The organism is Neobacillus sp. GCM10023253 (assembly GCF_042653105.1).
GTDB lineage: Bacteria > Bacillota > Bacilli > Bacillales > Cytobacillaceae > Neobacillus > Neobacillus citreus.
In genome coordinates this window covers 580971-606712 of record NZ_JBHSHV010000012.1, presented here as the reverse complement: position 1 = coordinate 606712, position 25742 = coordinate 580971, and the positions used below count along the sequence as shown (strand labels likewise).

25 protein-coding genes and 1 other RNA gene are annotated in these 25742 nt (G+C 41.1%); 18 read left to right on the top strand and 8 right to left on the bottom strand.

The window, feature by feature from the left end:
- Positions 1 to 49 precede the first annotated feature (49 nt).
- Positions 50 to 364, bottom strand: coding sequence for a hypothetical protein (locus ACFPA1_RS17145; RefSeq protein ID WP_213144609.1), 315 nt, complete (start codon positions 362 to 364; stop codon positions 50 to 52).
- 117 nt (positions 365 to 481) lie between these two features.
- Positions 482 to 934, bottom strand: a complete 453-nt coding sequence (locus ACFPA1_RS17140; RefSeq protein WP_213144610.1) for a universal stress protein — start codon at positions 932 to 934, stop codon at positions 482 to 484.
- 103 nt (positions 935 to 1037) lie between these two features.
- Between ACFPA1_RS17140 and ACFPA1_RS17135 the strand changes: the two genes are divergently transcribed.
- From ACFPA1_RS17135 to ald, 3 genes are all read left to right on the top strand, one after another.
- Positions 1038 to 1196 carry a hypothetical protein gene (locus ACFPA1_RS17135; protein WP_378584303.1) on the top strand — a complete coding sequence of 53 codons (159 nt, stop codon included), beginning with the start codon at positions 1038 to 1040 and terminating at the stop codon, positions 1194 to 1196.
- Positions 1197 to 1357: 161 nt separating this feature from the next.
- Positions 1358 to 1516, top strand: a complete 159-nt coding sequence (locus tag ACFPA1_RS17130; protein ID WP_378584301.1) for a hypothetical protein — start codon at positions 1358 to 1360, stop codon at positions 1514 to 1516.
- 151 nt (positions 1517 to 1667) lie between these two features.
- On the top strand, positions 1668 to 2786 hold the full coding sequence (ald, locus tag ACFPA1_RS17125; protein ID WP_378584299.1) for an alanine dehydrogenase: 1119 nt from the start codon (positions 1668 to 1670) through the stop codon (positions 2784 to 2786).
- A 97-nt stretch (positions 2787 to 2883) separates the two neighbouring features.
- Here the strand turns inward: ald and ssrS are convergent.
- Both ssrS and ACFPA1_RS17115 read right to left on the bottom strand, forming a co-directional pair.
- A non-coding RNA gene (ssrS, locus tag ACFPA1_RS17120) (6S RNA) lies at positions 2884 to 3080 on the bottom strand.
- A 55-nt stretch (positions 3081 to 3135) separates the two neighbouring features.
- Positions 3136 to 4233, bottom strand: coding sequence for a M24 family metallopeptidase (locus tag ACFPA1_RS17115; protein ID WP_378584297.1), 1098 nt, complete (start codon positions 4231 to 4233; stop codon positions 3136 to 3138).
- 177 nt (positions 4234 to 4410) lie between these two features.
- Here ACFPA1_RS17115 and ACFPA1_RS17110 point away from each other — a divergent pair, with 177 nt between their 5' ends.
- The 3 genes from ACFPA1_RS17110 (at position 4411) to ACFPA1_RS17100 (ending at position 6826) form a co-directional block, all read left to right on the top strand.
- Positions 4411 to 5091 (top strand): metal-dependent hydrolase, encoded by a 681-nt coding sequence (locus tag ACFPA1_RS17110; protein WP_378584295.1) that lies wholly within the window; start codon positions 4411 to 4413, stop codon positions 5089 to 5091.
- A 62-nt stretch (positions 5092 to 5153) separates the two neighbouring features.
- Entirely contained in the window at positions 5154 to 5390 is a 237-nt protein-coding gene (locus tag ACFPA1_RS17105; RefSeq protein ID WP_213144616.1) for a hypothetical protein, read from the top strand.
- 119 nt (positions 5391 to 5509) lie between these two features.
- The gene (locus ACFPA1_RS17100) at positions 5510 to 6826 is read left to right on the top strand and encodes a CBS domain-containing protein (protein ID WP_213144617.1); all 1317 of its coding nucleotides are present in this window, start codon (positions 5510 to 5512) and stop codon (positions 6824 to 6826) included.
- Positions 6827 to 6875: 49 nt separating this feature from the next.
- On the opposite strand, the gene ACFPA1_RS17095 is transcribed toward ACFPA1_RS17100, so the two are convergent.
- The gene (locus ACFPA1_RS17095) at positions 6876 to 7184 is read right to left on the bottom strand and encodes a YtpI family protein (protein ID WP_378584292.1); all 309 of its coding nucleotides are present in this window, start codon (positions 7182 to 7184) and stop codon (positions 6876 to 6878) included.
- Between the two features lie 98 nt (positions 7185 to 7282).
- On the opposite strand from ACFPA1_RS17095, the gene ACFPA1_RS17090 reads away from it, so the two are divergent.
- Positions 7283 to 8215: a DHH family phosphoesterase gene (locus ACFPA1_RS17090; RefSeq protein ID WP_378584290.1), complete on the top strand. Its 933-nt coding sequence runs from the start codon at positions 7283 to 7285 to the stop codon at positions 8213 to 8215.
- A 143-nt stretch (positions 8216 to 8358) separates the two neighbouring features.
- Here ACFPA1_RS17090 and ytrI read toward each other — a convergent pair whose 3' ends face one another.
- Together ytrI and ACFPA1_RS17080 are read right to left on the bottom strand one after the other, a co-directional pair.
- Positions 8359 to 8862: a sporulation membrane protein YtrI gene (gene ytrI / locus ACFPA1_RS17085; RefSeq protein WP_213119916.1), complete on the bottom strand. Its 504-nt coding sequence runs from the start codon at positions 8860 to 8862 to the stop codon at positions 8359 to 8361.
- Positions 8859 to 9197: a YtrH family sporulation protein gene (locus ACFPA1_RS17080; RefSeq protein ID WP_213144620.1), complete on the bottom strand. Its 339-nt coding sequence runs from the start codon at positions 9195 to 9197 to the stop codon at positions 8859 to 8861. Before ACFPA1_RS17080 ends, ytrI begins: the two co-directional genes overlap by 4 nt.
- Before the next feature lie 160 nt (positions 9198 to 9357).
- Between ACFPA1_RS17080 and dnaE the strand changes: the two genes are divergently transcribed.
- The 7 genes from dnaE to pyk all read left to right on the top strand — a co-directional run bounded on the left by dnaE (position 9358) and on the right by pyk (position 19782).
- Entirely contained in the window at positions 9358 to 12723 is a 3366-nt protein-coding gene (gene dnaE, locus ACFPA1_RS17075; RefSeq protein WP_378584288.1) for a DNA polymerase III subunit alpha, read from the top strand.
- A gap of 115 nt (positions 12724 to 12838) precedes the next feature.
- Complete coding sequence (locus ACFPA1_RS17070; protein ID WP_213144622.1) at positions 12839 to 14077, top strand: NAD(P)-dependent malic enzyme; 1239 nt, start codon at positions 12839 to 12841, stop codon at positions 14075 to 14077.
- Positions 14078 to 14132: 55 nt separating this feature from the next.
- Complete coding sequence (locus tag ACFPA1_RS17065) at positions 14133 to 14699, top strand: FadR/GntR family transcriptional regulator (protein WP_241114089.1); 567 nt, start codon at positions 14133 to 14135, stop codon at positions 14697 to 14699.
- Between the two features lie 189 nt (positions 14700 to 14888).
- Positions 14889 to 15776 (top strand): acetyl-CoA carboxylase, carboxyltransferase subunit beta, encoded by an 888-nt coding sequence (gene accD, locus ACFPA1_RS17060; protein WP_378584285.1) that lies wholly within the window; start codon positions 14889 to 14891, stop codon positions 15774 to 15776.
- Positions 15761 to 16738, top strand: coding sequence for an acetyl-CoA carboxylase carboxyl transferase subunit alpha (gene accA, locus ACFPA1_RS17055; protein ID WP_378584284.1), 978 nt, complete (start codon positions 15761 to 15763; stop codon positions 16736 to 16738). The genes accD and accA overlap by 16 nt, the downstream gene beginning before the upstream one ends.
- A gap of 303 nt (positions 16739 to 17041) precedes the next feature.
- Positions 17042 to 18001: a 6-phosphofructokinase gene (gene pfkA, locus ACFPA1_RS17050; protein WP_213144625.1), complete on the top strand. Its 960-nt coding sequence runs from the start codon at positions 17042 to 17044 to the stop codon at positions 17999 to 18001.
- Between the two features lie 20 nt (positions 18002 to 18021).
- Positions 18022 to 19782 (top strand): pyruvate kinase, encoded by a 1761-nt coding sequence (pyk, locus tag ACFPA1_RS17045; protein ID WP_213145276.1) that lies wholly within the window; start codon positions 18022 to 18024, stop codon positions 19780 to 19782.
- Between the two features lie 34 nt (positions 19783 to 19816).
- On the opposite strand, the gene ytvI is transcribed toward pyk, so the two are convergent.
- Positions 19817 to 20920 carry a sporulation integral membrane protein YtvI gene (ytvI, locus tag ACFPA1_RS17040; RefSeq protein ID WP_213144626.1) on the bottom strand — a complete coding sequence of 368 codons (1104 nt, stop codon included), beginning with the start codon at positions 20918 to 20920 and terminating at the stop codon, positions 19817 to 19819.
- Positions 20921 to 21547: 627 nt separating this feature from the next.
- Between ytvI and citZ the strand changes: the two genes are divergently transcribed.
- The 4 genes from citZ to ACFPA1_RS17020 all read left to right on the top strand — a co-directional run bounded on the left by citZ (position 21548) and on the right by ACFPA1_RS17020 (position 25666).
- On the top strand, positions 21548 to 22666 hold the full coding sequence (citZ, locus tag ACFPA1_RS17035; protein ID WP_378584282.1) for a citrate synthase: 1119 nt from the start codon (positions 21548 to 21550) through the stop codon (positions 22664 to 22666).
- Positions 22667 to 22801: 135 nt separating this feature from the next.
- On the top strand, positions 22802 to 24070 hold the full coding sequence (icd, locus tag ACFPA1_RS17030) for an NADP-dependent isocitrate dehydrogenase (RefSeq protein WP_378584280.1): 1269 nt from the start codon (positions 22802 to 22804) through the stop codon (positions 24068 to 24070).
- Positions 24071 to 24163: 93 nt separating this feature from the next.
- Positions 24164 to 25102 carry a malate dehydrogenase gene (mdh, locus tag ACFPA1_RS17025; RefSeq protein WP_378584278.1) on the top strand — a complete coding sequence of 313 codons (939 nt, stop codon included), beginning with the start codon at positions 24164 to 24166 and terminating at the stop codon, positions 25100 to 25102.
- Positions 25103 to 25189: 87 nt separating this feature from the next.
- A complete protein-coding gene (locus ACFPA1_RS17020) occupies positions 25190 to 25666 on the top strand; it encodes a MaoC/PaaZ C-terminal domain-containing protein (RefSeq protein WP_213144629.1) in 477 nt (158 codons plus the stop codon).
- Positions 25667 to 25742 lie beyond the last annotated feature (76 nt).

The window sequence follows — 25742 nt, the reverse complement described above, 5'->3', positions numbered from 1 at the left end:
CAGCACTGCTTTAATACTACGTAGCAGTGAGGTTATGGCCCTTATCTTTTTATTGGTGAACTTTTCCTGAAACTCTTTGGTCTGCCCGGTACCAGAGCCATAAATCATTGATGATGGAAGCCAATTCGGAAATTTCTGTGTTTAATTGACAAGAGCGGGGGAAGTCATTTTCATCTGAAAGCTGTGCTTGTTTATGATTGATTTCATGTTCCAGGTCCGCAATTCGGTCGGGAATCGAGCCTCGTATCCGTTCCCAATGATAGAGAATAGCTTCTTGATTTGCTTTGCTGTACTGATTCCAATCCGCTCGTAAATCAGGTATATAAATGCCAAGACGTGAGTCGAATGTAAAGTCCTCTTTCATAGAAGCCTCCAAAAATCAATTATAGGTTGATTTCATTTTACTACACATCTATGGTGCATTCACGCAAAAAAGTTCAAAATAAAGCACGAAGCCTATCTAGCTTCGTGCAGTATGTCTTTATTCTATATCTTTTGAGGTACGGACGATGAGAACATCACATGGCGCGTAGCGGGTAATATGTTCTGAAACGCTGCCAATAAAGAATCTTTCCACCATATTCATTCCGGTTGCACCGCAAATAATTAAATCTACATTATGCTTCTTAGCCAAATCCCTCGGAATTCTTACTTTAGGAGAACCGAAATCAATTTCATACTGAACATTAGAGAGACCGGCATCCTCTGCCTGCTTTTGGTAGTTTTCAAGCATATCCTTGGCTAGTTTCTCTGCTCTTTCTCCAACAACCGTGTCATAGGCTTCAATTAAGGCAAATGATCTAGTATCAATGACATGAACTAATAGAAGGCTGGAATTGTTCCTTTTTGCGACTTCAATCCCCTTTTTAAAAGCCCAATCTGCTTCCTTCGATCCATCTATCGCGACTAAAATATGTTGATATTTAAGTCCCATGATTATCATCTCCTCACCTTGATTATACAATATTTAACAACGAATAACTGTTGCAATTTTTCGAACAATAATGAAGTAACTAACATAAAAAGGGGTGGGGTAAATGACTAAATTTGATCCGAATAAGCAATATTCATTTGAGTTTGATGAAAATGGGGCAATTGAGGTAAGTGAACAAATTATGAATTCTTATAACAGCGGTTTTATTGGCGAAGGAACGGCAATAGCGACAAATGGAGATTTTTCAGCAGTTGAGGAATAGGAAAATGGGGGAGGGGGCTGTTCAATGAACAGCCCTTATTATTTGTGCATTAGTCTATGAAATTCTTCCGTAAAGGGCATTTACCCAAGAATTTCCCTCCGCGTACGCATATTCTTTAGTGAATCATGAGAAACAAATTTAAAAATGGGGAGAGAAGCAACTTGTATCACGTCATGAATATTATGCCCAGTCATACCATAGTAGATATAAACCATCATATAACAGACCCAAGTGACCCGAGAATTCACCATGGGTTTGGGCACGGAGGATTTCATCATGGTGGCTATGGCCATTACGGCGTTTTGGCGGCCCGTTCTTAACAGGGTTAGCCGCAGGAGCCTTGTTATCCCCGTATGGATACGGTTATGGATACCCATACTATGGATATCCGTCTGGCTATTACTATTAAAATATGAATGCCTTGCCGAATAGGGCAGGGAATCTTAACAAATAGATTTGGAGGTATGGAAAATGCGAATTGGAGTACCTAAAGAAGTGAAAAACAATGAAAATCGTGTGGCCATGACTCCAGCAGGAGTAAGCAATTTGGTAAACTACGGCCATGAGGTTTACATTGAAAAAGGAGCCGGAATGGGGTCTGGATTCATCGATGATGATTATTTGGCGGCTGGGGCTAAATTAACTGAATCTGCAGACAAAGCTTGGTCAATGGACATGGTTATGAAGGTGAAAGAACCAATTCCAAGTGAATATAAATATTTTCGGGAAGGTCTGATCCTATTTACATATTTGCATCTAGCGCCTGAACCCGAATTAACAAAGGCTTTAATCGAAAACAAAGTGGTTGGTATCGCGTATGAAACGGTCCAGCTTCCAAACGGAAGCCTTCCATTGTTAACACCAATGAGTGAGGTTGCAGGAAGAATGGCGGCCCAAGTTGGTGCGCAATTTTTGGAAAAGGTATATGGAGGCAAGGGAATCCTCCTCTCAGGTGTGCCTGGTGTGCAAAGAGGAACGGTGACAATTATTGGCGGAGGTGTCGCGGGGACAAATGCGGCCAAAATGGCAATTGGTTTGGGAGCAAAAGTGACAATCATTGATTTGAATCCAGACCGCCTTCGCCAATTAGATGATATTTTTGGCTCAGAAGTCACAACGTTAATGTCAAACCCTTATAATATTGCTGAAGCAGTAAAGGAATCGGATTTAGTAATTGGGGCGGTATTAATACCCGGTGCGAGAGCCCCGAGGCTGGTAACGGAAGAAATGATTAAGACAATGAAACCTGGGAGTGTTGTGGTGGACATCGCGATCGATCAAGGCGGGATTTTTGAAACAACCGACAAAATCACCACCCACGATAACCCGACCTATATTAAACATGGTGTTGTCCATTATGCTGTTGCCAACATGCCGGGAGCTGTTCCAAGAACTTCGACCATTGCTTTAACAAATGTAACCGTTCCTTATGCCGTTCAGATTGCCAATAAAGGCTACCGGCAGGCCTGTTTAGAAAATGAAGCATTATTAAAAGGTATCAATACACTAGACGGCTATGTAACCTATAAGGCGGTTGCGGAGGCTCAAGGACTGGAATACAGAGAAGCAAAAGGCTTACTTGGTCAGTAAGGAACAGGAAAAAAGGGAGGCCGCCAAAGCGGTTCTCCCTTTTGTATTAAAAAAATAAAACCAGCTTCATATGAAAGCTGGTGAGAAAGACCCAAATTAAGAAGCCGCATTTGCCGTACCTCATATAAGAAAGTTTTAAACCACCACTCCTCAAAGTGGGTGTTTTCAGAAGCTTTTCTGCGTGTCCTCCACGTCATATAGACAGAGGCTTGTCATTCCAGCTTCGATGTTTAAACTCCCTATAACAGCTTAAAGGTTAAAACTTTATTATTGTTACGTACAACGCAGCCTGTATTTGTATGTTACATCAAATCAATCTATAGTTCAATGTTAAAAAAATCCAAACAGGTTACTTTATTATTTGTAACTCTTTCGGGAATTTTGTTAATGCTCTCGCTCCATCGGCTGTAATATACACATCATCTTCAATGCGTACGCCTGCAACACCAGGAACGTAGATGCCCGGTTCAATAGTGTATACCATCCCTTCTTGAAGAACAAGCTGGTTTGTTTCCTTTATGGAAGGATATTCATGGATGCTAATTCCCAGTCCATGGCCAAGCCGATGTGGAAAATATTCTCCATAGCCTGCATCCCCGATGATTCTTCTGGCAGTCAAATCAACTTCCGCTGCTGTTACACCTGGCTTGCTTGCCTCTAATGCGGCTAACTGGGCTTTTAATACCGTATCATAGATTTCCTTTTGCTTATCGTTAATATCCCCGTAAGCAACTGTTCTTGTAATATCAGAACAATAGCGGTCGACGATTACACCCAAATCAAATAAGATGAAATCGCCTTTTTTAATTCTGGTCATGCCTGGATTGCCGTGTGGAGAGGCGGCGTTTGCACCAGTTAACACCATAGTTGAAAACGACATTTCTGTTACGCCTTTTTGCTTTAGTGCGTATTCAAGGGCGTTAAGAACATCAAGCTCGGTTTTCCCTTCTTTAATTTCACTGGCGCCAAACTGAACAGCGTAATCTGCAAGGGCGCACGCCTCTTCAATTGATTTTAATTCTTCTGCATCCTTAATCATGCGGAGAAGTCTTAATTTTTCTTCAGCAGAAATGAACGCTGCATTTGGGAATAATTCCGTAAGCTGTTCATAGCGTTCCACATTCATGTGTTCTTTTTCGATTGCAGCTTTTCCAACAGTAATTCCGCGCTTCTTAATCGCATTTACAATCATATCCCATGGATTGACAATGTCGTTAAAGCCAATGATTTCATGTTGCCAGCCAGCATTTTTTGCATTGTAAATCTCCATTTCCGGACAAACCAAAAACGGCTCTTCTTCTTGAAAGACAGCAAGAGCAAGCAATCGTTCATGCGGGTCTGTATAGTAGCCGCTTAAGTAAAATACATTTTCAGATGAAGTAACAAAGCTTACATGAATATCATTTTCCTTCATCCAGCTTTGCAGCTTTTCAATTCGTTGATTCATTATCAGGGTCCTCCCTTTTTAAAAGCATTTTCTATTTGAGAGTATCAATAGAAAAATAAAATGTAAACTATCTGATTTTATGATGTGCTAAAACAGGATTGATATGGGTATATTGTGGAAGGATTTCCGAAACTTTTATGGAAGTAGTTAATATAGTTTTTGAAAGGGGTAATGTAAATGAAAATTTCTTATCACGGTCATTCTGTCGTCCAAATTAACACTAATGGAAAAACGATTTTAATTGATCCGTTTATTACAGGAAATAGCTTAACAGATTTAAAGGCCGAGGAAGTACATGCAGATGTGATTGTTTTAACGCATGGGCATAATGACCATGTCGGTGATACTGTGGCAATCGCGAAAAGATGCGGATCGCTTGTTGTTGCTAATGCCGATCTGACTACATATCTTAGCTGGCAGGGCGTTGAAACACATGGAATGAATATCGGCGGCGCGTGTCATTTTGATTTTGGAACAGTTAAACTGACCCAGGCCTTTCATGGTTCAGGCTACGCAACACACAACAATGAAATCATTTATTGCGGCATGCCGACAGGGGTTTTATTTAGCAGTGAAGGCAAAACCATTTACCATGCAGGCGATACTGGATTGTTTTCCGACATGAAGTTGATTGGCGAACGTCATCCAATTGATGTGGCCTTCCTTCCAATTGGCGATAATTTTACAATGGGGCCAGAGGATGCTGCCTATGCGGCTAAGCTATTGCAGGCAAAAACAGTGGTGCCAATTCACTACAATACATTCCCGCCAATCAAGCAGGATCCTAATCGATTCATTGAATTACTTGAAGAGAAAAACGGAAAAGTGTTAAACCCGGGTGAAGCAATCGAAATTTAACTACTTTTTTTCCTCCTTATAGCATAAAAATAAAACAAGCAGTCTGTTAAGGAGGAAGGAAGATGAAAAAGAATAGATATTTACTATGTATTTTACTTGCAGCACTTATGCTGTATTTTGCGGTTCCTAGACTTTCGGTAACGGCTGAGGGGACGCAAGGAATTTTTTCAATCGCTTGGCTAGGATTTGCTCTAATGGTCATTGCCGGAAATCTTACCGCTCTTCTTTATACACCAAAAAAGCAAATCTCAAAGCAGCAATTGGGGCAATTAAAGAAGAAATCCCGCTCTTTTCATTAAGGAGCGGGATTTCTATTTAGAGAATCCGCATTGAATCAAGGCTTTTTTAACTCTATAATGAAATTGGAGACATTTTCGGATACGGATAGATTGGAATTTGATTATAAAGGGTGAAGGTCTTGGCGACAAAGCATGAACAAATTTTAGAATATATTGATGGACTGCCGATCGGGGAGAAAATCTCTGTCAGGCAAATTGCCAAAGCAATGAGTGTCAGCGAAGGAACTGCCTATCGTGCCATTAAAGAAGCCGAGAATAAAGGCTACGTCAGTACGATAGAACGGGTTGGCACGATTCGGATTGAACGGAAGAAAAAGGAAAATATTGAGAAGCTTACCTTTGCGGAAGTGGTTAACATTGTCGACGGTCAAGTATTGGGCGGAAGAACGGGACTGCATAAAACGCTCAATAAATTTGTGATCGGTGCTATGAAATTGGAAGCCATGATGCGCTACACTGAGGCAGGAAATCTGTTAATCGTCGGAAATCGGACACAGGCCCATGAGCTTGCGTTGAAAGCTGGAGCAGCCGTACTCGTTACCGGAGGCTTTGACACGGAGGAGCAAGTTAAACGACTAGCAGACGAACTTGAGCTTCCGGTTATCTCTTCAAGCTACGACACTTTTACTGTCGCTACGATGATAAATCGGGCGATTTACGACCAATTAATTAAAAAAGAAATTATTTTAGTAGAAGATATCTTAACACCCTTATCGGAGACTTATTATTTAAAAACAACCGATAAGGTTTCAAGATGGCATGAATTAAACCAGCAAACAACACATAGCCGCTATCCTGTTGTTGACCATAACATGAGAATCCAGGGGATGGTAACAAGCAAAGATGTTTTGGGTCAGGATATGGATATAACGATTGAAAAAATAATGACAAGGCAGCCTATGACTGTAAACGGTAAAACAAGTATTGCTTCAACAGCGCATATGATGGTCTGGGAAGGTATTGAAGTACTTCCTGTAGCGGACGACTCCAATCACTTAGACGGGCTGATCAGCAGGCAGGATGTCCTGAAGGCACTGCAAATGAACCAGCGGCAGCCGCAGGTGGGGGTAACTCTTGATGATATTGTCACCAATCAGATAGGAATTTTACAGGGGAAAGATAAAGGAGAAGATGCTTTTACCTGTGAAGTGACCCCGCAAATGACAAATCACCTTGGGACCATTTCCTATGGTGTATTTACGACAATCGTCTCCGATGCCGCCAACCGAGTGCTGAAAAGCTATAAAAAAGGCGATCTTGTCGTCGAAAATATGACAATTTACTTTATTAAACCGGTTCAAATGGAAAGCACATTGGAAATCTATCCTAGAGTGCTGGAAGTAGGGCGAAAGTTTGGAAAGGTAGACGTGGAAGTATTTAATGAAGGCGTTCTTGTCGGAAAAGCAATGATGATGTGCCAATTGATTGACAGATAACATGGCAAATAGCCGCTTCCTTCGTATTCAGGGAGCGGCTATAATTATGTTACTTTTCTGCCTCAAGCATTTCAGCTTCTTCAATGGCAAACCGATGGTAATGCTTATATTTTTTGAATCCTACCCCACTAAATAAGACTCCATATATAATGAATATGGCTGCAACGATATAAGCCGCAGTTGAGGTGGAAAGAAAGATGGTATTAATCCCAAACATAAGGACAAAAAGCCCGAGGGCAATATTGGACTTAGCAGAAAGCCATTTCTTTTCGACAGGACGGTTGCTCCGGATGTATTTTGTTTTATAAAATAAATAAAAAGCAAATAAAATAACGATAAGAAAAACCAAACCTAGCATCTAATGTTCCTCCAATTTTAAAAATCACCTAATATTTTACCTGTATTTGAAGGAAAATGCTACAATGTTCATAAAAGGATGGTTGAAAAGGAGAATATATGAAAGAGAAAATACTGGAAACAATCAAACAATATGACACGATTATTATCCATCGCCACGTTCGTCCTGATCCTGATGCCTATGGTTCACAGGGCGGATTGGCAGCTATCTTAAAGGCGTCGTTTCCGGAAAAGAATATTTATGCGGTAGGGCAGGAGGAGCCGACCCTCCACTTTATGAGAAGGCTGGATGAAGTCGCAGACGAAGTTTATGAGGGCGCACTGGTGATAGTCTGCGATACGGCCAATCAAGAAAGGATTGACGATAAACGCTATACTAAGGGGGATATGCTGATTAAAATCGATCATCACCCAAATGAAGATCCGTATGGCGATTTATTGTGGGTCGATACCGCTGCAAGCTCCTGCAGCGAAATGATTTATGAATTTTATTTAGATGGAAAAGAAAAAGGGCTAAAAATAAATGATGAAGCAGCAAGACTGTTATTCGGCGGCATTGTCGGGGATACCGGAAGATTTCTGTTTCCGAGTACAACGGACAAGACATTTGCCTATGCGGGAGAGTTGATCCACTTTAATTTCTCGCGTACGGAGTTGTTTGACAGAATGTATGAACTAGAACCAAATATAATTAAGTTAAATGGCTACATATTGCAGAACTTTGATATGCAAGAAAACGGCGTTGCAGCGGTTAGACTGACAAAGGAACTGCTTGAGGAATACCAAGCAAGACCTGCAGAAGCGTCATTGTTAGTCAGTACCTTAGGGGATGTAAAAGGGATTAAAGCATGGGTTTTCTTCATTGAGGAAAGTGACCAAATAAGGGTGCGGCTTCGTTCAAAGGGACCGGTCATCAATGTGGTCGCCAGGAAGTTTAACGGAGGAGGTCACCCGTTAGCAGCAGGTGCCTCCATCTATTCTTGGGATGAAGTAGATAATGTACTTAGAGAACTACATGCAGTTTGTAAATAATACGCAAAGAAACGGCCAGATGCGGCCGTTTCTTTATTCAGCTAATAGGAAAGTATAAATTTTCACAAATTTATACTTTCCTAACGCATGAATTCAACTACGTCTCATGAACCGTCCTATCGGACTCGCCAATCGACGAGTTTTCATTCAGCAAATTCCATTTCCAATTGAATGGTCAGGGTGGTATAAATAACCATTTCCTTTACCTTAAGGCGATAGCGCTTTTCGTTTAATTCATATGGTTTGTTTTCAATGATTTTTTTCAGCATGTCTTTGCTTTTAGCGACTGTTTCCAAATCTTTTGCCAGTACGATTTTGATATCATCTCTGACGGCTTCTTCTGTTTGAAAAACACTGAACTGATCTAATTTATATTTCTCCCAGTTGGTTATTCGGATATTTATTTTTTCAATCGTAATTTTTCCTAAATTTTTATTATTCAATTCAGCGTAATCTTGTTGCCAAATTTTAACGTCGTCTTTTAACTCTGCTATATCCTTCTGCTGCTTTCTGATTAATTTTGCATTGTCCTCTTGAAAAACTCCATAAATATATAAAAATATGCACCAGCTGATGGCACCGCCGACGGCCATTCCGGAAATAAAACGCTGCCACGAAGGTCTGCGGTAATAAGGCGGAATTCTCATGACGAAATATGCTCCTGGGTCAGCCAGTTAATAATCAGTGCACCTGTCTGGGCACCGCCCAAGGCCGAAAGAATTAATAGAAATTGTTTAAATAGGTCTTTCGTATCCGCGTTTAAAAAACCGCGTTCAAATGTATAAACCGTATCAAAAGTTCCTCCTATCGCCGCAACAATCGCCCAAATTCTAAGGGCGGATGATAATCGGTAAACCGTTGTTAATGGAGGCTGTCCAGTTATAAAGGAGGCAATCCCCCCAATAAGCGAACCTCCCAGCACAACTCCTAACGCAATAAAATAGCTTTCGATAAAAGCTGGAAAAAAACCAAGTTCTTTCATTCCTTCAACCGCCTTTGTCTAGCCAAATGATCTTTATACATTTATATGGACAAGTGCAATTTAATATGAGTTGGCAGTGAAAAATAGAACATATTTTCTTTTTTTCATATCAAGTTTTATAATGGAAGTAAGATAAAAGTAGAATGAGAGGTGCGACCGGATGTCTTTTATTCACCTTCATGTATATAGTGCCTATAGTTTATTGACCAGCACGGCGTCTGTATCCGATTTAGTGGAGAATGCCCGAAGCAAAGGATTTCGGACGCTGGCATTAACCGACCGGAATGTTATGTACGGAACGATTGAATTTTATAAGCTTTGCAAAAAACAACAAATAAAACCGATTATCGGACTGACGGTGGATATCGAAAGTGAACGGATGGAAGAAGGAACATATCCGCTTGTGTTGTTAGCGGAAAATGACGAAGGCTATAAGAATCTATTAAAAATATCCAGTGCCGTGCAAACAAAGGCTGAAAATGGACTTCCTCACAAATGGCTCAAGGCTTATTCTAAGGGGCTCATTGCCATTACACCGGGAATAGAAGGGGAAATTGAGCAGGCTTTATTAACAAACGAAGTAGCTTTGGCCAAAGATCTTGCTCTTGAACTTTCTGGTATTTTTGGCCGCGGCAATTTTTATCTTGCCCTTCAAGACCATCAGCTTGAACAGGAAAAAACACTTAGAGAACCGCTCCTCAGGCTTTCAAAAGAATGGAATATCCCGCTCGCGGCCACCAATCAAGTTTATTATTTGGAAAAAGAAGATATGTTTGCTCATGAATGCCTGTTAGCCATTAAAAATGGTGACAAATTGCAGGACGATCATCGTCAGCAGCTGGGCAGTGACCAATTCTATTTAAAAAGTTCCGCTGAAATGGCTGAGTGCTTTGCGGATGTCCCGGAGGCGCTGGAAAATACGCTTAGGATTGCTGAACGTTGTAATATAAACATAAATTTAGACAAAACGTACCTGCCATCCTTTCCAACGGAAAACGGCATGCCGGCGGAAGAATATCTGGAAAAACTTTGTCAAAAAGGTTTAAAGGAAAGAATTTCGGAGGAACCATCAACGGAGTACTTGGACCGCTTGGCTTATGAATTGAATGTAATTAAGCGGATGCAGTTCAGCAATTATTTTTTAATTGTTTGGGATTTTATGAGATACGCACGGGAAAAGGGGATTTTAACCGGACCGGGCAGGGGGTCTGCTGCTGGGTCCCTAGTCGCCTATGTGTTATACATAACCGATGTTGACCCGCTTGAGCATCATCTGTTGTTTGAGAGATTTTTAAACCCTGAACGGATTTCCATGCCTGATATTGATATCGATTTCCCCGACCATCGCCGGGATGAGGTCATTGAATATGTGGCACAAAAATATGGTGAGCTGCATGTTGCGCAAATTGCTACATTTGGTACACTTGCTGCGAAAGCGGCCTTAAGGGATGTCGGAAGGGTGTTCGGTCTTAATACGAAAGAGTTGGATTATATGTCAAGGCTTATTCCTTCTCGCCCGGGTCTAACCTTAAAGGATGCCTATAAGGAATCGGAAGGTTTACGGAAGTTCATCCAGGAGACTCCTTTAAATAGCCGATTGTTTAATACAGCGCTGAAACTGGAAGGGCTGCCCCGTCACACCTCAACGCACGCTGCAGGTGTTGTCATCAGTGAGAAGCCGTTAATCGACTTAATTCCGATTCAGCAAGGATCAGGTGGGATTTTTTTAACCCAGTTTTCTATGGAATACTTAGAGGAACTGGGACTGCTCAAAATGGACTTCTTGGGGCTTAGAAATTTATCGTTAATTGAAACGATTCTGTCTTCCATCTATCGCCACACAGGAAGGAGATTGGATATTGGCTCTATACCGCTTGATGATGCAAAAACCTTCAATCTATTAGCTCAAGGCGAAACAACAGGTATTTTTCAGCTTGAATCAGAGGGAATGAGGAAGGTGTTAACACGCCTGAAGCCGACTCGTTTTGAGGATATTGTCGCTGTCAACGCTTTGTACAGGCCGGGTCCGATGGAAAATATCCCGCTTTTTATTGACAGGAAGCATGGCCTGCAGAAAATTGATTATCCGCATCCTGACCTTCAGGCAATCCTTGAGAATACGTACGGCGTCATTGTCTATCAAGAACAAATTATGCAGATTGCTTCCATCATGGCAGGATTTTCCCTTGGTGAAGCAGATCTGTTAAGAAGAGCGGTTGGGAAGAAACAAAAAGAAGTGTTGGATAAAGAGCGTCAGCATTTTGTCCAAGGCGCGCTGAAGAAGGGATACAGCGAAACCTTGGCGAATGAAATATATGATTTGATTGTCCGATTCGCCAATTATGGGTTTAATCGCAGTCATGCCGTGGCTTATAGCTTAATTGCCTATCAGCTCGCCTTTTTAAAAGCCAATTATCCGGTTCACTTTATGGCTGGCCTGCTTACCTCCGCCATTGGAAACGAGGCGAAAATCGGCCAGTATATTTTAGAAGCAAAACAAAAGGAAATTGATATCCTGTCTCCTTCCATTAATTTGAGCAGTTATTTATTTCAAGTGGAGAAAGGAAAAATCCGCTATAGTCTGGGTGCCATCCGCGGGGTTGGAGCGGCTGCTTTGAAGGAAATTTTTCAAGCGAGAAAACGAAAGAAGTTTAGCGATTTATTTGAGTTTTGTATCAGGGTATCGGGAAAGGCAATCAATCGTAAAACACTTGAATATCTAGTCCATTCCGGCAGTTTTGATGAATTCGGGGAGGACCGAGCCGTCCTCTTGGCCAGTCTGGATGTTGCGATCGAGCATGCGCAAATATTTAAAACGGATGACACAAATCAAATTGATATGTTCGAGGATGAACTGATTCCGAAACCGAAATATGTGCAGGTTGATGAAATGACCCAACAAATAAAGCTTTCCTATGAAAAAGAGGCGCTTGGTTTATATCTTTCCAATCACCCAATCTCCATTTTTGAAAAAAAGCTTAGACGGGCAGGTGCTCAAGCCTTATTTCAATTAAATAGCCAGATCAGGAAGGCGCAAGCAGGAGTCTACATTACATCCAAAAAATCAATCCGGACGAAAAAAGGGGAATCAATGGCCTTTTTAACTATAAGCGATCCAACCGGTGAAATGGAGGCAGTCGTTTTTCCTGATGCATACCGAAAATATTCCCAATACTTAGGGGAAGGATGCTTTGCTCTGCTTGAAGGGAAAGTCGAAGAACGTGATGGAAAGCGGCAATTGATTATTCAACAAGTTACAGAAATCGAGAAATGGCTGGATGCGCATGCAGTCAGACAGACTGTGCTGTATTTAAAAATCACCCATGACAAGGAAGATGAAAGGACTCTCCAAGAATTAAACATGCTTCTAAGTAGCAATAAGGGGAATGCAACGGTAGTCCTGCATTATGACACCACAAAGAAAACAGTAAGGTTAGGCGCGGAAAAAAATATTAACCCCCATCCGGAAATCATCCAATCCTTAAAGGATTTATTGGGTGGTCATAACGTAGTCTTGAAAGATTAAATCTTTACAACTTTGGAAGATATGTTATAGTGGTAAGGAGACATGTGTGGTCTGACCACCAATGTTAAAACGGGGAATTTATTTTATTTTTTTATTCATTTGCGGGGTGACAGTCTTGACTTTAAGAGAAGAAGCATTACATATGCATCGAATTAATAAAGGGAAATTAGAGTCGAAATCGAAGGTGCCAGTAAGAAATGCACAGGATTTAAGCTTAGCCTATTCTCCAGGGGTAGCAGAACCTTGTAAGGATATTTATGAAAAACCGGAAACTGTCTACGACTATACAATGAAAGGGAATATGGTTGCAGTTGTTTCTGACGGAACAGCCGTACTTGGACTTGGCAATATTGGCCCTGAAGCAGCGCTGCCAGTTATGGAGGGTAAAGCGGTCTTGTTTAAGAGCTTTGCCGGCGTCGATGCCTTTCCAATTTGTTTAAATACTACCGATGTAGACAAAATTGTTGAGACTGTTAAGCTTTTAGAACCTACCTTTGGCGGGGTAAATCTTGAAGATATTGCCGCCCCAAACTGCTTTGTCATTGAGGAAAGATTAAAGAAGGAAGCGAATATTCCAGTGTTCCATGATGACCAGCATGGAACAGCTATAGTAACCGTAGCAGGCCTTGTCAATGCTTTAAAGCTGACAGGCAAGAAAATGACGGAAATTAAAGTCGTGGCTAACGGTGCAGGAGCAGCAGGGATTGCCATTATAAAATTATTATTTAGCTATGGTGTAAGAGATATCATCATGTGTGACACTAAAGGTGCGATATATGAAGGTCGTCCGGAAGGCATGAACAATGTGAAGGCTGAAGTGGCGAAGTATACGAACCGTGACAGCTTGGCAGGAAGCCTGAAGGATGTAATTAAGGGTGCCGATGTATTCATTGGTGTTTCCGCTGCGGGTTCGTTAACGAAAGAAATGGTTGCATCCATGAATACTGACCCGATTATTTTTGCGATGGCAAATCCAGTACCGGAAATTATGCCTGATGAAGCGAAAGAAGCAGGGGCAAAAGTTGTGGGAACAGGACGATCTGATTTTCCAAATCAGGTAAACAATGTTCTTGCATTCCCTGGGATTTTCCGCGGAGCACTTGATGTTCGGGCTACCCATATTAATGAAAAAATGAAAATTGCTGCAGTTGAAGCCATTGCCGGTTTGATTAAGGAAGAGGAAATCAATGCAGATTATGTCATTCCGGGGCCATTTGACCCGCGGGTTGCTCCAAATGTTGCTGCTGCGGTAGCAAAAGCTGCCATGGAAACAGGTGTAGCACGGATAAAAGTAGATCCTGAAGATATAAAGGAAAAAACAAAAAGGCTCGCTCTAATTGGCAAAAGTGAGTGATTCTTTCGTGAGCAATTCTAAAGTGTACCTAGAGATTTTAAAACAGCTAAGAGAAATGATAACGGATGATGGACTAAAGCAGGGAGATAAAATTCCTTCGGAACGTGAATTGTCTGAGCGCCTGAATGTCGGGCGCTCTTCCGTTAGGGAAGCACTAAGAGCTTTGGAACTGTTAGGCTTAATTGAAACACGCCGGGGTGAGGGTACTTATCTTCGTGACTTCCGGGGAAATCAATTGGTCCAGCTTCTCAGCACGTTTATTTTGCAGGATGAAAAAGCAAAACTGGATGTCTTCGAAACAAAAAACTTTATTGAAATGGATGGTCTGCGCCTCGCACTGAAAAGAATGGACCGTTCGAATATCGCTGCCGTGAAAGAATGGGTGACGGAGTCAGAAGGATTCCAGGATGATGAATTTTTTTATCAGATTTTTGAAGCAGCAGACAACCATCTTTTTTTTAAGATATGGGAAATCTTGAAGGATTACTATCATTCGTTATCTTCTTCTCCTGTAGAGTACAAGCGTGAAGACTATCTATATTTATTGGATGCAATGGCTGATAAAGACGAAATGAAGGTCCTTTTGGCGTACGGCCAATTACGAAAATTGTCATCTGTCTAACGACAGAAAGCAACAGATTTTGAACTTTTTTTATTTTATAGTAAATTATACAAGCCCCTTCATAGGGCATTTTTAAATCCTTCAGTGGTCTGGCCACCTATCGGTATATGTATGAGAAAGCCAATTGTTAGAAAGACTGCTGATAGATTATCGTCATCAGCCAAAATTCCATACAAGGAGGTTTAATTTTTGGCGCTTAAAGATTTATTTTCCAAAAACCAGACAAAAAAGAAGAAATACGCAACCATTCCTACAGAAGCGGCGAAAAGCGACGTTCCTGAAGGAATAATGACAAAATGTCCTTCATGCAAAAAAATTATGTATACAAAAGAACTTTCAAAAAACTTAAAGGTTTGTCTGCATTGCGGACATCATTTTCCTATGAATTCAAAGGAGCGTATTGAAAGTTTTCTTGATGAAGGAAGCTTCGAGGAATTCAACGAAAATATGATTTCAAAGAATCCACTGAATTTTCCCGACTATCTAGAAAAAGTTGAAAAGGACCGAAAAAAAACCAATATAAATGAAGCGGTTGTCACTGGGGTTGGTACAGTTAACGGCCATAAAGTCGTTGTGTCCGTTATGGATTCAACCTTCCGAATGGGCAGTATGGGATCGGTTGTCGGCGAAAAAATTACCTTAGCGATTGAAAAAGCGGATGAATTGTCCGTTCCATTCGTTATTTTTACAGCATCGGGCGGAGCCAGAATGCAGGAAGGTGCACTAAGTTTGATGCAAATGGCGAAAACAAGTGTTGCCTTAAAGAAATTCAGCGACAATGGTGGTTTAATCATTTCAATTATGACCCATCCGACAACTGGCGGGGTGTCTGCTAGCTTTGCATCATTGGGGGATTATAACCTTGCCGAACCTGGAGCATTAATCGGTTTTGCGGGACGCAGGGTGATTGAGCAGTCAATCCGTGAAAAATTGCCGGAAGACTTTCAAACAGCAGAGTTTTTGTTAAAACATGGGCAGCTAGATGCCATCATTTCCCGATTAGAATTGGCAGAGAAAATTGCAACGATACTTAATATCCATCAGCCAGGGGGTGTGTTTGAATGGCAGGCGAATTAGAATTTGAACGCCCGATCAATGAACTGAGAAAAAAAATAGCTGAGCTTAAGGAATTTACAGATACCACTGATGTGGATTTGAGTTCGGAAATCAATAAATTAGAGGCCCGGTTGGAGAAGCTGGAACGGGAAATATATGAAAATATTAAACCGTGGGACCGGGTGCAAATAGCCCGCCATCCTAGCAGGCCAACAACCTTGGATTACATTTCCTATCTATTTGACGATTTCTTTGAATGCCATGGGGACAGGACTTTTGGCGATGATGAAGCGATTGTTGGCGGGATTGCCAAATTTAAAGGGTTGCCTGTCACAGTAATAGGCCATCAGCGGGGAAAGGATACGAAGGAAAATATCCGCAGAAACTTTGGAATGCCACATCCTGAGGGCTACAGAAAGGCTTTGCGGTTGATGAAGCAGGCTGATAAATTCAACCGGCCGATTATTTGTTTTATTGATACGAAAGGCGCATACCCTGGTAAAGCAGCAGAAGAGCGGGGACAGAGTGAAGCAATTGCCCGTAACCTGTTTGAAATGGCAGGGTTGAAAGTACCAGTTATCTGTATTGTCATTGGTGAAGGCGGAAGCGGCGGCGCGCTTGGGCTAGGTGTTGGCAACCGGATTTACATGCTAGAAAACTCCACCTATTCAGTCATTTCTCCTGAGGGAGCGGCGGCAATTTTATGGAAGGACGCTGCCTACGCTAAAAATGCGGCAGAATCTATGAAAATCACGGCGCCTGACCTGAAGGAACTAGGAGTTATCGATGATATCGTTCCAGAAATTAAGGGCGGTGCTCACAAGAATGTGCAAGGACAAGCTGCGGAAATTGAACCTGTCCTAATCAAATCTTTGGAGGAGCTTTTGAAGCTTTCTGCTGACCAATTAATTGCTGATCGATACAAGCGTTTTAGAACAATTGGAGAGTTTGGATTGATAAATGAATACATTGGAGTAAATTAAGGAAAATGCGTGCTCATTTGGGCACGTTTTTTCGTTGAGCATTCACAAAAAGTTCATATAAAAATGGCTGTAAAATCCATGACAACGTTCTCATTATGATATGAAACGCTTTCAGTTAACGAACTATTCCGTCTATTCTAAAATGGCTATTGACATAGTTGTTATGGCTATTGCTTCGTGATATTTTATTAATATTCAAGGGTTTTATGTTAATAATAGAAGAAGGAAAACAAATGTAATTTTAAACCATCCTTCTTAAAGAGGCTTACATAGTACCTTTATCCTATTAATGAGGTGATTACCATGAAAAAAATTGGGGTGCTGACAAGCGGCGGGGATTCACCGGGAATGAACCCAGCAATCCGCGCTGTTGTCCGAAAAGCCATTTATCACAATGTTGAAGTTTATGGCATCTACGGTGGTTACTCAGGGTTAATTTGCGGCAATATAAAAAAGCTTGAGCTCGGTTCAGTTGGAGATATCATTCATCGCGGAGGAACAATGCTTCAATCGGCCCGCTGCCCGGAATTTAAAACAACAGGGGGCCAGCAAAAAGGAATGGAGCAGTTAAAGGCTCATGGTATTGAAGGACTTGTCGTCATTGGCGGTGACGGGTCATATCGTGGTGCGAAGGCATTGACAGAGCTTGGCTATCCTTGTGTTGGTGTACCGGGGACGATTGATAATGACATTCCAGGAACTGATATGACAATCGGTTTTGACACGGCATTAAATACAGTCATTGATGCAATAGATAAAATTCGCGACACGGCTACCTCGCACGAAAGAACTTTTATTATTGAGGTAATGGGGCGAGATGCCGGTGATATTGCCTTGTGGGCTGGGCTTGCCGGAGGAGCGGAAACGATTCTAATTCCAGAAGAGAATTACAACATGGACGAGATTGCTGATCGTTTGAGAAAAGGTCAAGAACGTGGGAAAAAGCATAGTATTATTGTGGTCGCCGAGGGTGTATGCAGCGGGGGTGAGTTTGCTAAGCAGCTAAAGGATGCCACCAACCTCGATACAAGGGTATCAGTATTGGGACATATTCAACGTGGGGGTTCGCCAACTGCCGCAGATCGGGTGCTTGCCAGCAGATTGGGTGCCAGAGCAGTGGAACTTCTAATTGAGGGCAAAGGCGGCCGTGCTGTCGGTGTGGAGAATAACAAGCTTGTCGACTACGACATTATTGACGCTCTTGCCAAAAAACATACATTGGATTTTGAACTATATAATCTTTCTAAAGAACTTTCGATTTAAAAAAGGGAGGGCAAGAAATGTTGCGCAAAACAAAAATTGTTTGTACGATTGGCCCTGCAAGTGAAAGTGTTGACAATTTAACACAATTAATGAATGCAGGAATGAATGTAGCACGATTAAATTTTTCTCATGGGAATTTTGAAGAACACGGCGACAGAATCAAGAATATCCGTGAAGCAGCCGGTTTAACAGGTAAAACAGTTGCCATTTTGCTTGATACAAAGGGTCCAGAAATTCGTACCCACAATATGCAAAATGGAGCTATTGAACTGAAGTCCGGAGAAGAAATTATTGTATCAATGACCGAAGTGGAGGGAACCACAGAGAAATTTTCCGTTACATACGAAGGTTTAATTGATGATGTACAAGCAGGTTCCAAAATTCTGTTGGATGACGGTTTAATTGGGCTGGAAGTTATCAACATTGATCATTCTAAGGGCGAAATTAAGACGAAAATTTTAAACAGTGGTACATTGAAAAATAAAAAAGGTGTTAATGTGCCGGGAGTTTCAGTTAACCTGCCCGGTATTACAGAGAAGGATAAACAGGATATTTTATTTGGAATTGAGCAGGGCGTTGATTTTATCGCGGCCTCATTTGTTCGCCGTTCCAAGGATGTCTTGGAAATTCGCCAGCTTTTAGAAGAAAACCATGCAACGCATATCCAAATTATCCCTAAAATTGAAAACCAAGAAGGCGTCGATAATATTGATGAAATTCTTGAGGTTTCAGACGGACTGATGGTAGCACGCGGTGACCTTGGTGTAGAAATTCCTGCAGAAGAGGTTCCATTGGTGCAAAAATCATTGATTAAGAAATGTAATGCGCTAGGTAAACCGGTTATTACTGCAACACAAATGCTTGATTCAATGCAAAGAAATCCAAGGCCAACTCGTGCGGAAGCAAGTGACGTGGCCAATGCCATTTTTGATGGAACAGATGCTATTATGCTTTCTGGAGAAACTGCTGCAGGGCTATATCCGGTTGAAGCGGTGCAAACGATGCATAATATCGCTTCACGGGCTGAGCAAGCACTGAACCATAAAGAAATTCTTTCACACCGCAGCAAGAATACAGAACACAATCTAACTGATGCGATTGGTCAATCGGTTGCTCATACAGCATTAAATTTAGAGGTAAAGTCAATTATCACCCCAACTGAAAGCGGACATACAGCTAGGATGATTTCAAAATATCGTCCGAAGGCAGCAATCGTGGCAATCACTGCGGATGAATCAACCTGCAGGCGTCTAGCACTTGTCTGGGGAGTTTATCCACGGATGGGAAGAATGTGTACCACGACGGATGAAATGCTTGAAAGCGCCGTAGAGGAAAGCTTAAACAGCGGCATTGTTAAACATGGTGAGCTGGTGGTCATTACAGCCGGTGTTCCTGTGGGAGAAGCGGGAACAACGAATTTAATGAAAATCCATGTAGTGGGCGATATTATTACGAAGGGACAAGGGATTGGACGCAAATCCGCTTTTGGAAAAGTCGTTATTGCTCATGATGCTAATGAAGCTACTGAAAAGGTAAAAACGGGTTCCATTCTTGTAACCATCGGCTCCGACCGGGAAATGGTTCCGGCCCTTGAGAAATGTGCCGCCCTTATTACAGAGGAAGGCGGCCTAACAAGCCATGCTGCTGTTGTTGGTTTAAACTTAGGTATTCCTGTTATTGTGGGAGTTGAAAATGCACTCAAACTGTTTAAGGAAGGCCAAGAAATCACGGTGGACGCATCAAGAGGCATTATTTATAACGGACATGCTAGTGTACTATAATAAAAAAACTCGCCAGCCGGCGAGTTTTTTAGTTTTAAGCTTCTTTTCCCACGATAAACTTCCATAAATCATGAAAAACATTGGCCCTGTATAGCGTGCTTATGATGACAAGAGTTACGGGACCGACAATTAATCCAAGAAAGCCGATTAGTTTAAAACCTACGAAAAGTGCAATTAGTGTTGCCAAAGGGTCCAGTCCAATGTTTGAAGAAAGGATTTTTGGCTCCATGATCTGTCTTTGGACCAACACGATTATGTAAAGGACACCAAGCCCAATGGCAAGCCCAACGTCGCCGCTTATAACTTCATAGACAATCCAAGGGACGAATACTGCTCCTGTACCAAGGTAGGGAATAATGTCGACTAGACCAGTCAAAAGGGCAATGGTAATGGCATAGTCCACACGAAGAATAAGCAATCCAACAAGAATGATAACCGTTGTTATGGAAATCAGCGTCAACTGCGCTCTAATAAAGCCGAAAAGCGCCTTTTTCAAATCAACAAATACTGTTTTTCCACTTGTTCTGGCTTTTTGTGGCAATAGCCTTCCACCCATCGCCTTTAAACGGTACCAATCCTTGCTGATGAAAAAGGTTGCCAACAAGGAGAAAATCAATACGGTTGCCGCATTTGGAATCCATGAAATAACATTAGGAATGCTGCCAAAAAAGCCTTGAATAAAGTTTCCGACAGTTGACCCTACCCTTTTGCCGATATTTTGAATATTGGTAATGATCGTGTCTTTCTGCCCGGGATTCAACTTATTAAAAACGCTAGTTAATTGATTGTACAAATCTGTAAAATAGTCTTCTAGGAATTTAATTAAAGTGTTTAAATGCTCTGGAATAACTTTAGCTAAGTAAGTTGCTCCGGTAACGATCTCGACTACCAGCAAAGTAATCAAACCGGCAAAGATGGCAAATATAATAATAAGAGCAACAAAAACAGCAAGTACTCTTGGCATTTTTGTTTTATTTTCAAAAAGATTGACTAGCGGGTTTATGGCAAGTGCTATAATAAGGCCGATTAAAAATGGATAGGTTATTTTTGATAAATAGTAAAAGGAAAGCAGCCCTAAAACAACAACGCCGATAACAATTAAAAACCTAATGCTCCGGTTTATGTATTTGGGATTCAAAAGTAATAGACCTCCATTTTTTTAAAATCGCTTACTCTATTTTACCATTTTATTAATTTTTCTGCATATTTTTCCATCGCCTAAAATTTCTTCTTAAATTTATACGTTTAGTTATTAAAATTAGTTTCGGAGGAATGTAGAAAAAAACTACTGGAGTTATTGTATTCCACATCATTGATAATGTTATGGTAAAATAACTTTTAGGGGGATTCGGTGAAAACACAGGCTGAAACTAAGTGAAATGGCTCGTGTTTTTAGCGCCGTTTTTTTTGAAATAATATTTTTTTGCTATTTTCAATTCCTTTTCATTCACAAAAATCTGATTATTGTTTATAATAGGCTTGTAAGCAATATCTTTTTTTACATAAACCGTATAGGAATACTGGAATACTTGAAAAATTATTTATTCCTGTGAATGAAAGGGCATACAGACTTTTTGGTTTTAATCCGAGCAATCGCTCAGTCACCTAGGGTAATGATCAGTTTATCGGCGATGATTTTGCAGTGGAAATCTTCAAATTACTTTATGCCGTTTCTTTTTATCCTAGACTGGGGATTTTCCGGTTTAAAAGAATTAATGAAGCAGTGGGTAATGGGGAATTTTACAATGTAAAGGAGAGATTTTTGATGACAGTAACACGTGGTCTCGAAGGGATTGTGGCAACTACTTCTTCCATTAGTTCAATTATTGATGATACGCTGACATACGTTGGCTATAACATCGATGATTTAGCTGAGAATGCAAGCTTTGAAGAGGTTATTTATCTATTATGGCATCGCAAGCTGCCTAATTCAGAACAATTGGCTGAATTAAAGCAACAGCTTGCTGAAAGTGCTGCACTTCCACAGGAAGTAATTGAGCATTTTAAATTGTTCCCGGTTCAGACAGTACACCCAATGGCAGCACTTCGTTCAGCTGTTTCTTTATTAGGACTTTACGATACGGAAGCAGATGTAATGGAGAAGGAAGCTAATTATCGTAAAGCGATTCGTCTTCAAGCTAAAATGCCTTCTATCGTAGCAGCTTTTGCACGTATCAGAAAAGGACTTGAGCCAGTTGCACCTAGACAGGATTTGAGCTTTGCAGCGAATTTCTTATATATGCTTTCCGGTAAAGAACCAGAACAAATTGCAGTAGAGGCAATTAATAAAGCCCTGGTTCTGCATGCCGACCACGAATTAAACGCTTCTACATTCACAGCCCGTGTCTGTGTTGCGACATTATCCGATGTATATTCTGGTATCACAGCAGCAATCGGAGCGTTAAAAGGACCTCTTCACGGAGGAGCAAATGAAGCGGTTATGAAAATGCTTACCGATATTGGTTCACTTGAAAACGTCGAGCCTTATATCCGCGGCAAGCTTGAGAATAAAGAAAAAATTATGGGCTTTGGCCACAGGGTTTACCGCCAAGGAGATCCTCGGGCCAAGCATTTAAAAGCAATGTCCAAAAAATTAACAGAACTAACTGGCGAACCACAATGGTACGATATGTCAGTGAAAATTGAGAGCATCGTAACCGGTGAAAAGAACCTGCCGCCAAACGTTGATTTCTATTCCGCATCTGTATATCACAGTTTAGGTGTTGACCATGACCTAATGACGCCAATTTTCGCTGTCAGCCGTGTATCTGGATGGCTTGCTCATATTTTAGAGCAATACGACAACAACCGTCTAATCCGCCCGCGTGCTGAATACACAGGTCCTGGAATGCAGAAATATATTCCAATCGAACAAAGAGGATAACATTTTACTTTTTTTCGAAAAATTGGTTAAATAAGATTTGGTAGAGGTTAGGGGTGAATACCTGCTAACCTTTACTTAAGTCTTTACCATATCATCAGGTTTTCACGTTTTTACATACTAGGAGGGAGAACTACCATGCAAGGTGAAAAAATCACGGTAACAAATGGAGTCTTAAACGTACCAAACAATCCAATTATCCCATTCATCGAGGGAGACGGCATCGGTCCAGATATTTGGGCTGCATCTGAGAGAGTTTTAAATGCAGCTGTTGAAAAAGCCTATAAAGGCGAGCGTAAATTAGTTTGGAAGGAAGTCCTTGCAGGAGAAAAAGCATTCAATCAAACTGGCGAATGGCTTCCAAAAGAAACTTTAGATGTAATTAATGAGTACCTAATTGCCATCAAAGGTCCACTTACTACTCCTGTTGGCGGAGGAATTCGTTCGTTAAACGTAGCTTTACGCCAAGAGCTAGATTTGTTTGTGTGCTTACGTCCTGTAAGATGGTTTGAAGGTGTTCCTTCACCAGTTAAGCGTCCGCAAGATACAGATATGGTTATCTTCCGTGAAAACACTGAAGATATTTATGCAGGTATTGAGTATGAAAAAGGAACTGAAGCAGCTAAAAAGGTAATTGACTTCCTTCAAAACGAAATGGGCGTAAATAAAATCAGATTCCCTGAAACTTCAGGTATCGGTATTAAGCCTGTTTCTCAAGAAGGTACAACACGTCTTGTCCGTGCTGCTATTAATTACGCAATTAAAGAAGGCCGTAAATCCGTTACACTCGTGCATAAAGGCAATATCATGAAATTTACAGAAGGCGCGTTTAAAAACTGGGGTTATGAGCTTGCAGAAAAGGAATTTGGCGATAAAGTCTTTACTTGGGCTCAATATGATCGCATTAAAGCTGAGCAAGGTGCAGATGCTGCTAACAAGGCGCAGGCTGATGCTGAAGCTGCTGGCAAGATTATCGTGAAAGATGCGATTGCTGATATCTTCTTACAACAAATCCTAACTCGTCCACGTGAGTTCGATGTTGTGGCTACAATGAACTTAAACGGCGACTTCATTTCAGATGCACTTGCAGCACAAGTTGGCGGTATCGGGATTGCTCCAGGAGCTAACATCAACTATGAAACTGGACACGCAATCTTCGAAGCAACACACGGTACTGCACCGAAGTACGCAGGTCTTGATAAGGTAAATCCTTCATCTGTCATTTTATCAGGTGTATTACTGCTTGAGCACTTGGGCTGGAATGAAGCAGCTTCAATGGTCATTAAATCAGTGGAAAAAACGATTGCTTCAAAAGTTGTTACTTATGACTTCGCTCGTTTAATGGAAGGCGCAACTGAAGTTAAAACTTCTGAATTTGGTGACGAACTAATTAAGAACATGGAATAAGAAAAGCTAATGTGATAACAACAAAGTGTATTTAGGGCTGTTTTTATAACAGCCCTTTATTTAAAAAGTTCATTCAAAAAGGGGAGAAAAAGTATGTCATTAAAACGTAAAAAGGTTTCTGTAATTGGCGGAGGTTTTACTGGAGCAACTACTGCATTTTTGCTTGCCCAAAAAGAGCTTGGTGATGTTGTATTAGTTGATATTCCGCAAATTGAAAATCCCACTAAAGGGAAAGCGTTAGATATGCTTGAAGCAAGCCCTGTTCAAGGATTTGATGCCAATATTACTGGAACATCAAATTATGAAGATACGAAAGACTCAGACATCGTTGTTATCACTGCAGGTATCGCACGCAAACCGGGCATGAGCCGTGATGATTTAGTGCAAACAAACCAAAAAGTAATGAAAGCTGTTACCTCTGAAATCGCAAAATATTCTCCAAACTGTACAATCCTTGTATTAACGAACCCGGTTGATGCGATGACCTATACTGTATTTAAGGAATCTGGTTTCCCTAAAAATCGTGTAATCGGCCAATCTGGTGTACTTGATACAGCTCGTTTCCGCACCTTTGTTGCACAAGAATTAAACATCTCTGTTAAAGATATTACGGGCTTCGTACTAGGAGGCCATGGGGATGACATGGTACCACTCGTACGTTATTCTTATGCCGGTGGTATTCCTTTAGAAACGCTGATTCCAAAAGATCGGTTAGAAGCAATTGTTGAACGCACAAGAAAAGGCGGCGGTGAAATCGTTAACCTTCTTGGTAACGGAAGTGCCTACTATGCCCCTGCAGCCTCATTGGTTGAAATGTGTGAAGCTATTTTAAAAGACCAACGCCGGGTATTACCTTCTATCGCTTACCTTGAAGGTGAATTTGGTTATGAAGGCATTTATTTGGGTGTGCCGACTATCCTAGGTGCAAATGGTATTGAGAAAGTAATCGAGCTTGACCTGACTGCAGAAGAAAAAGCTGCGTTAGATAAATCGGTTGAATCTGTACGTAATGTCATGAATGTTTTAGTTTAATAATGGTGCTTTGGTATTCGGGAAGGGCAAAAAACCCTTCCCGAATTTTCCTGAGGTAATGAAATCGTTTTCAAATGGAGGTTCGTGATGCTTTTAGGAAAAAAACGTAAGCTAGGAAGAAGAATTGAGGAAATAACCGTTGGGGAAAAACTTTCCTTCTCAGAGAAGGTGGAGGATAAAGACCTTCTTTTATATTTGGGAATAACCGACGATGCTAATCCGCTCTACATACAGCACGACTATGCTTCACAGACCCCTTTTGAAAAGCCAATTGTTCCAAGCGTGATGCTGACAGGGATGATGACTTCAGCCATCTCAAAATATCTCCCTGGCCCGGGAAGTCATGTAATGAGCCAAACAATCGAATTTACAAAGCCTGTTTACCATTATTCAACAGTTGAATTTCTATTTGAAGTAATCGAGGTAAATCGTGAGGGGCATTTTGTTGCTATTCGTGTTTCGGCATTCAATGAAAAAAACGAAACGGTTATCACCGGTGTGCTTAAAGTCTGTCCACCATATCGCCTGGAAGAAATCCATGCTAGAGCATTAGATAATTTTTAAAAGGAACGGTTTAAAGGAATGTGAAAATACACATTCCTTTTTGTATTTTCAGTGCGAGTTATCCGATAAAGGTTTT